General features: G+C 29.1%; 7 protein-coding genes. All 7 read right to left on the bottom strand.

Annotated features, from left to right (window positions below; translation table 11 throughout):
• Positions 1-141 precede the first annotated feature (141 nt).
• A complete protein-coding gene (locus tag H9661_RS17860) occupies positions 142-396 on the bottom strand; it encodes a hypothetical protein (RefSeq protein ID WP_143315207.1) in 255 nt (84 codons plus the stop codon).
• 23 nt (positions 397-419) lie between these two features.
• The gene (locus H9661_RS17855; RefSeq protein WP_143315208.1) at positions 420-1,289 is read right to left on the bottom strand and encodes a GNAT family N-acetyltransferase; all 870 of its coding nucleotides are present in this window, start codon (positions 1,287-1,289) and stop codon (positions 420-422) included.
• 75 nt (positions 1,290-1,364) lie between these two features.
• The gene (locus H9661_RS17850) at positions 1,365-3,272 is read right to left on the bottom strand and encodes a bifunctional 4-hydroxy-3-methylbut-2-enyl diphosphate reductase/30S ribosomal protein S1 (RefSeq protein WP_143315209.1); all 1,908 of its coding nucleotides are present in this window, start codon (positions 3,270-3,272) and stop codon (positions 1,365-1,367) included.
• 26 nt (positions 3,273-3,298) lie between these two features.
• Entirely contained in the window at positions 3,299-3,958 is a 660-nt protein-coding gene (gene cmk, locus H9661_RS17845; protein ID WP_143315210.1) for a (d)CMP kinase, read from the bottom strand.
• A gap of 69 nt (positions 3,959-4,027) precedes the next feature.
• Positions 4,028-5,242 (bottom strand): BaiN/RdsA family NAD(P)/FAD-dependent oxidoreductase, encoded by a 1,215-nt coding sequence (locus H9661_RS17840; protein ID WP_143315211.1) that lies wholly within the window; start codon positions 5,240-5,242, stop codon positions 4,028-4,030.
• Positions 5,243-5,335: 93 nt separating this feature from the next.
• Positions 5,336-6,256 (bottom strand): exonuclease domain-containing protein, encoded by a 921-nt coding sequence (locus tag H9661_RS17835; RefSeq protein WP_143315212.1) that lies wholly within the window; start codon positions 6,254-6,256, stop codon positions 5,336-5,338.
• A 102-nt stretch (positions 6,257-6,358) separates the two neighbouring features.
• Complete coding sequence (locus H9661_RS17830) at positions 6,359-7,399, bottom strand: pyruvate kinase (RefSeq protein WP_191770116.1); 1,041 nt, start codon at positions 7,397-7,399, stop codon at positions 6,359-6,361.
• Between the last annotated feature and the right edge of the window lie 36 nt (positions 7,400-7,435).

Genomic DNA, 7,435 nt, shown 5'->3' with positions numbered 1-7,435 from the left:
AAGCTAATGGTTGGCACTATCAACCCCCATATCGGACTTTCACCGACTAGTACGTGCCCATGCTGGGCACACATAAAGTAAAGGATAGAAAATGTATTTTTTCACATTATCTATCCTTCACTAATTAATACTTACATATTATTAACTTTTAATTTTTCTATATAATTGTTTTCTTATTACAGTTCCAAGTTCTCCAATATTACTAATTTCAGATAGGATTTCATCTTTATCTAAATAGTATGTTTTGGATCCATTAAGGGTTATTTTCCACTTTCCTGTGCCATTACTGCGAGCAGTAGCATATAGTTCTGTCCTATTATCCGAATATTCTTTATTAAAATCATTTATTATTTTCTCTATTTCCATAGATATAATTGAATACACATCGTTACTCATTTTATCATCTCCGTATTCTAAATTTACATAAGATTTTTAGACCATACCCAAGTTGAAAAATTACCAACGTCTTTAAATCCAACATTTCTATAAAGCGCTATAGCAGGGTTATTATTAAAATCAACCCTTATATAAATATCCATTATACCTTTGCTTTTTGCTAAAGAAATAAGCTTATTTATAAGATCTGCACCATACCCCCTACCTCTATAACCTTCTAAAATGCCAAAGTTAACAATCAAATATATTCCTCTACTATATATAATTTGTCCATAACCAATAGGATTCACCCCTTTATAAATAAACAAACTAAGATCCTTTAAATAATAGTCCTGTTTTTCATCATAACGTATATCCTCAACTGTTAATGGAACCCTATTATTATCCATAAAAATTGAATTTTGAAGATAACACCTAGTTTTAGCATCCTTTTTATGATCATAGATATGAAAGGCTATATCCTCATGAAAACTACTATTTTCTTTTGTAAAGCTACTTAACTTCATTAAATATGTCAGTCTAATCCTACTCATATTAAGCTTATGAAGAAGGCTTAATGTATAGGAATCTTCAAAGCATTCATAAGTAACTACAGTACTTTTTAGCATCAATGGTAAGCTTGAACTAAAATAGTTCATATATTCATCTTTTATAAAAATATCAGAAAGACGTGTAGATTGGTATGATGGTGACTCAACCCAAATATAACCTACAAAATTTCTATCAACCTTAATAAGATGAACCATTTTACGTATTATATATTTATAAATAAATGTTTTATTATCATAAAACTTATAAAAATCCATACTATATTGAGTTTTTCTCTTTGATTCTCTTATTAAATTATTAAATTCACTAAAGTTATTATTGTTTAACCTTTCAACTGTTATCATACATTACTACCTCATTTCAAATAGGAAAAGAACTCCCTATATATAATATGGGAGTCCTAATAATAAATTCCTATTTTAAACGTCTTTCATACTTAAGCTTATTCTCTTATTTTCTTGATCTACAGATAGAATTACAGCCTTGATTTCTTCTCCAACAGTTAAAACTTGTGAAGGATGTTCAACTCTATCATGGCTTATTTTAGATATATGAACTAAACCATCTAATCCTGGTTCTAATTCGATAAAAGCACCAAAATCATTTAATCTAGCAACTTTACCTAAAACAACAGATCCTTCAGGATATTTTTCAGCTGCATTAGCCCATGGTTCTGGAGTTAATTGTTTTATACTTAAAGATAATTTCTTTGCTTCTTTATCTAATTCAATAATTTTAACATCGACAATATCTCCAACTTTCAATATGTCCTCTGCTTTATTTATATGCTTCCAAGATATTTGAGAAAGATGTAATAATCCGTCAACACCATTTACATCTATGAAAGCTCCAAATTTAGCAAATCTCTTAACTTCACCTTTAACTATATCTCCAGCTTGTAAGCTAGCCCATGCTGCTGCTTCTTTTTCAGCTATTTCTTTTTCTAATATAACTCTTCTTGAAGCTATAATCTTAGAATGCTTTCCAATAGATAATTCGATTAACTTAACTTGTAAAGTTTTTCCTTTTAATTCTTCCTTATTTTCCACAAATCTTACATCAATTTGAGATGCAGGTATGAAAATTCTTGCACCATTATAATAAGAAACTAGTCCTTTTTCCTTAACCTCATCAATCTTTACTTCGAAAATTGTACCTTCGTTATATAGCTTTTCTAATTCTTCATAAGCTGCTTTCTTTTCATATTCTAATCTTGAAAGTACAACATATCCGTCACTATTTTGAAGCTTAATTACCTTAGCTTTAATGTTTTCGCCAACAACTAGTTTATTCGCCATTTCTTGTGGTTCACACATAGCTGTTAATTCTTTAAAAGGTATAACTCCATCAGATTTATAACCTACTAGTGAAACTAGTATTTCATCTCTAGTTTTTGAAAGTATTTCCCCTTCAACTTCATCCCCTATTCTAAATCTCTTGTCCATTTCTTCCATCAATTGTAATTGTTCGTCATTATTGTTAATAGTATCTTGCATAATATTAATAACCTCCCTAATTATCCAATCTGGTGTAGATGCACCAGCGGTAATTCCAATCTTTTCATATTTGTTATTATTTATGTATTCTTCCGGTAATTCAGAAGAGTTTTCAACATGAATAGTATTTGCACAATTTGCTTTTGCTATTTGATATAGTTTAGTGGTATTAGAACTATTTTTCCCACCTATTACAATCATAGCATCTACTTCTTTTGAAAGCTTTTCAGCACTTCTTTGCCTCTCATCTGTAGCTAAACAAATTGTATTATAAGTTAATATTTCCTCAGATTTATCCTCTAAATTTTTAACAGTTTTATCCCAATTCTCTTTTTTTTCAGTAGTTTGAGATACTGCACATATTTTCTTTGGTAAATCTTCTGGAAGTGATCCATCTTTAGTTATTATAGCTTCATTATTGCACCATCCATTGATTCCTACAACTTCTGGATGCTTTTCATCACCAAGAATAACAATATTATATCCTTCAGCAGAAAATTTTTCTACCTTTTTCTGTATATTTGTAACAAACGGACATGTTGCATTAACTACAATTAGTTCGCGTTTTTCAAGGTTAGTAATTATATCTTTCCCAATTCCATGAGATCTAATTACTATTACATCACCTTTACTCAGACTATCTAAACTATCAAGTTCTATAGCATAAATATTTCGTTCTTCTAAAAATTTCACTACATCATTGTTATGGATCAATGGTCCTAATGTATAAATTTTTTTATTATATTGTTTTTGTATTTTTAATGCTTCTTCCACTGCACGTTGAACACCAAAGCAAAAACCGGCATTATCGGCTAATTTAACTGTTCTCATTATTATAAGTCTCCTAATTTTATAAGTTAATTGTTTATCTTAAGATTTATAAGTCCAATAATCTTGTCAGTAACTTCTTCTATATTAAGTCCAGTAGTATCAACTTCAATTGCATCATCAGCTTTTCTTAAAGGATCTACTTCTCTATGTGAATCTTTATAGTCTCTTTCTATGATATCCTTCAAAATAGTATCATAAGAGCATTCTATATTTCTTTCTCTTAACTCTTTATATCTTCTAGTAGCTCTCTCCTCTGGAGTTGCTGTTAAGAAAAATTTGAAAGATGAATCTTTAAGTACTACAGTACCTATATCCCTACCATCCATTATTACGTTAAACTCCTTTGACATCTCTCTTTGAAGCTTAACTAACATCTTTCTAACTTCTGGTATTGATGCATAAGCTGAAACTATTGAACTTATCTCTGGCATAGTAATTTTACTTTGGATATTTTCATCATTTAATACTAAATCATCCTTTTCAAATCTCATTTTCATAGTTTCAATTAACTTGCATATTTCTGTTACATTATCTGCTTTTAAACCATTTTCCTTTGATTTTAAAGCAACTGCTCTATACATAGCACCTGTGTTTATGTACATTAAGTCAAATTTTTTTGCCACTAATTTAGCAATAGTACTTTTACCTGCTCCAGCAGGGCCATCTATAGCAACTGATATTTTCAAAGTGTATTTCCACCTTTCTTTTTTTGAACTCTATCTTAAATTATATAATTTTTTACTATTTTCTACAAGTTAAATATTTAACCCTGCAATATATCCAGTTGAAAGGGCAATTTGGACATTATATCCTCCAGTAAAAGCATCCACATCAATAACTTCTCCTGCAAAAGATAAATTATTAATAACTCTAGACTTCATAGTAGATGGGTCAATTTCCTTAGTATCTACTCCGCCAGCAGTGACTATAGCCTCATCAAGACTTCTTAGACCTTTAACTTTCATTTCAAAGTTTTTTATAATACTAACTAATCTTTTTCTTTCTTCTTTAGTTATTTCATTTACTTTTTTTGACTCAGAAATTTCTGAAAGACTAATTATAAGCGGTATTAATTTTTTTGGTAAAAGATCATCTAAAGAATTTTTAAAATCCTTATTTATATATTTTTGAAAGTCTTTTTGAACTCTTTTATCTAATTCACTAATTGATAAGGCAGGTTTTAAATCAATAGAAAGTGTATAACTCTTATCTTTTTTAATAAATCTGCTTCCACTTAGTATTAAAGGACCTGATACCCCAAAATGAGTAAAAAGCATTTCACCTTGGTCATTATATACTGTTTTATTACCTTCTTTAATAGTTACAGTTACATTTCTTAAGGATAAACCCATTAACTCTTTTACCAAACTTTCTTTTATTTCTATAGGAACTAATGAAGGTTTTAATTCTATGATATTATGTCCAAGTTTCTTTGAGAATCTTTGACCATCTCCCTTAGATCCCGTTAGAGGATAAGATGCTCCACCTGTAGCTATAATAAAATAATCTCCTTTTATTTTCACTGAATCATTAACTATTATCTCTTTAATATTTCTATTCTCAGATATAATGTCAGTTACCTTAGAGTTAAGCAAAATCTTTACATTTGATTTACTTAATCCATCAGATAATCCACGTATAATATCAGAAGATTTATCAGATTCCGGGAACACTCTTCCGCCTCTTTCCACCTTTAACTTTATTCCTTCACTTTCAAAAAAATTCATTGTATCTTCATTTGTAAAAGTATATAAAGAGCTATATAAAAAATGAGGATTACCAGGGATAAAGTCAAAAAATTCAGAAATATCTTTTGCATTTGTTACATTGCAACGACCTTTTCCTGTGATAAATAACTTTTTGCCTATCCTCTCATTTCCATCTAAAAGAATAACTTCATGTTCTTTTCCTGCTGTTATGGCTGCCATCATACCTGCTGGGCCAGCACCAATAACGATTACTTTGCTCATGTAAAAGCCTCCTTAAATTAATCTTAATTATTTTACTATAATTTTTCTTAATGTACAACGAAGGAAGCATAATGTACTCTGTTTTAAGCTACTTTATCCTGAAATTAACTCTAAAAATTCATCTTCACTCAATATATGAATTTCTTGTCCACTTCTAATTAAGGATTCTGCTTTTCTAAGTTTAGTACTTTTATAGAAGTTATCTATCCTATCCCTATTTTTAATACCTGTTATTAAAACTTCAGTCTTTTTAGTTACACTACTTCCAACCGTGCCACCTAGCTTATAAATTACATTTGAAGCTTCATATCTTTTCATTGAAGACAATGGACCAGTAAATACAACCACTTTATCAATGAAGAAATCTACATCTTTATTTACCTCTTTTAAATATAACTCATCATTTTTAGCTTTTTTATTCTTATTTTTTATTAAAGATGAACATGGTGTGTAGCCACCAGGATATATTTCTCCAAGGGTAATACCTCCCTTTAAATTTAAGGATAATAAATCGTTTATTTTAAGTAAATTGCATAAATAAATCATAACCATCGCACAGGCGTTGGCATCTTCTAAAGCATGATGATGCTTAAATTCATAACCAACAAACTCTGCCAAGGTATTTAATTTATGATTTCTAACTTCGCTTATATGATTTTGGGACAGAATTACTGTGCAAGCGTATTTTATATAAGGTGTTTCAATATTATAATAGTCAAAAAGGCTTCTTAACACACTCATATCAAAAGAAGCATTATGAGCTATTAAAATATCCGCCTCTAAATAAGGCTTAATTTCATCCCAAAGTTCTAAAAAAGTTTTTTCCTTTTCAACATCCTTAGGATAAATTCCATGAATCCATGTATTTTGTGGAAGAAATCTCATTTCTGGTGGTTTTATTAACCAATATTTTTCCTCAACTATCTTATCATTTTCCACTCTTGTTATTCCTAGTGAGCAAGCACTATTTCTTTTTTCATTTGCAGTTTCAAAATCTATTGCAACAAAATTCATATTAATCAATCCTTGTATTTTATTATATATCTAAGATAGCATTTATATTTTATTTTCACAAGATTACTTTACATAATATTTAATCAGTACACAAAATTTAAATTACTTTTTGATTTTCTCCTCATACTTATTAAGTAATTTATTTAAATATTCTATAAGCTGTATAGGCTCTCTAGACGCTGTAAGTTCAGTACTTAACACTACCCCATCTATTTTATTCTTCATGAAATTATATATATCATCTATTTCTGCTAATGACGGAATGAAACTTCTTTTCATTGAATCTAAAATATAAGTTGCTATAATGAATGGTTTCCTACTCTTTTTCATTCTAAGCAGTAAATTTTCTTGTATAACTGGTATGTTATCTATGGGAGCTTCGCATTTCAAATCTCCTCTTCCAAGAATTATTCCATCACTGACTTTTAAAATTTCTTCAAAATTATTAACTCCTTCCATGCATTCAATCTTTGCCCATACTTTAATAGACTCACACCTATTGTTTTTTATCTTAGCCTTCTTTATGTATTCTTTAACTTCAATCATATCTCCAGATGATGTAACATAAGAAAGACATATAATATCAACACCTTTGGAAATAGCCCAATTAATGTCAAACTTATCCTTAGAGGTAAGTTTTAAATTTTTTCTTATAATTCCTGGAGCATTAATTCCCTTTTCAGCCCTTAATATACCTCCTCTTTCTGTTATAGCTGATATGTAGTCTTTTCTATGTTCACTTATATTAAAACTCATTGTGGCATCTTTCATTAAAATGATATTAACATTATTTAAGTCAGATAAACTTCCTTCGTAATTTATTGGTACAACCTTTACTCTTTCTAAACTTTTTTTTCTAAGTAAATTTTCATAGTTACATTCTAAACAAAAAATTACTTTTTCACCTCTATTAACTCTATTCTCCGTCCTATACATTTTCGATACCCTTAGTTTATTACCTTGAAGATCTTGTAGAATTTTCATTTCAGGATAGTTTGTCTTTATTCCCAGAATTAATTTTTCAAACTTATTATAATTAACATGTGAAAAGTTAAATCTAGGTATGGTCATTCCAGCTTTATAGTACCTATGAATGTCTTCTAATGTGTTAACAGTTGGTCCAATAGAACAAATTAAATCCATTATGCCATTCTCCTACTTATTCTTTTCAACTAATAT

Source organism: Clostridium cibarium, from assembly GCF_014836335.1.
GTDB lineage: Bacteria > Bacillota > Clostridia > Clostridiales > Clostridiaceae > Clostridium > Clostridium cibarium.
Note: the sequence above shows the minus strand (reverse complement) of the source record. Positions and strands in the feature narration are given on the sequence as shown.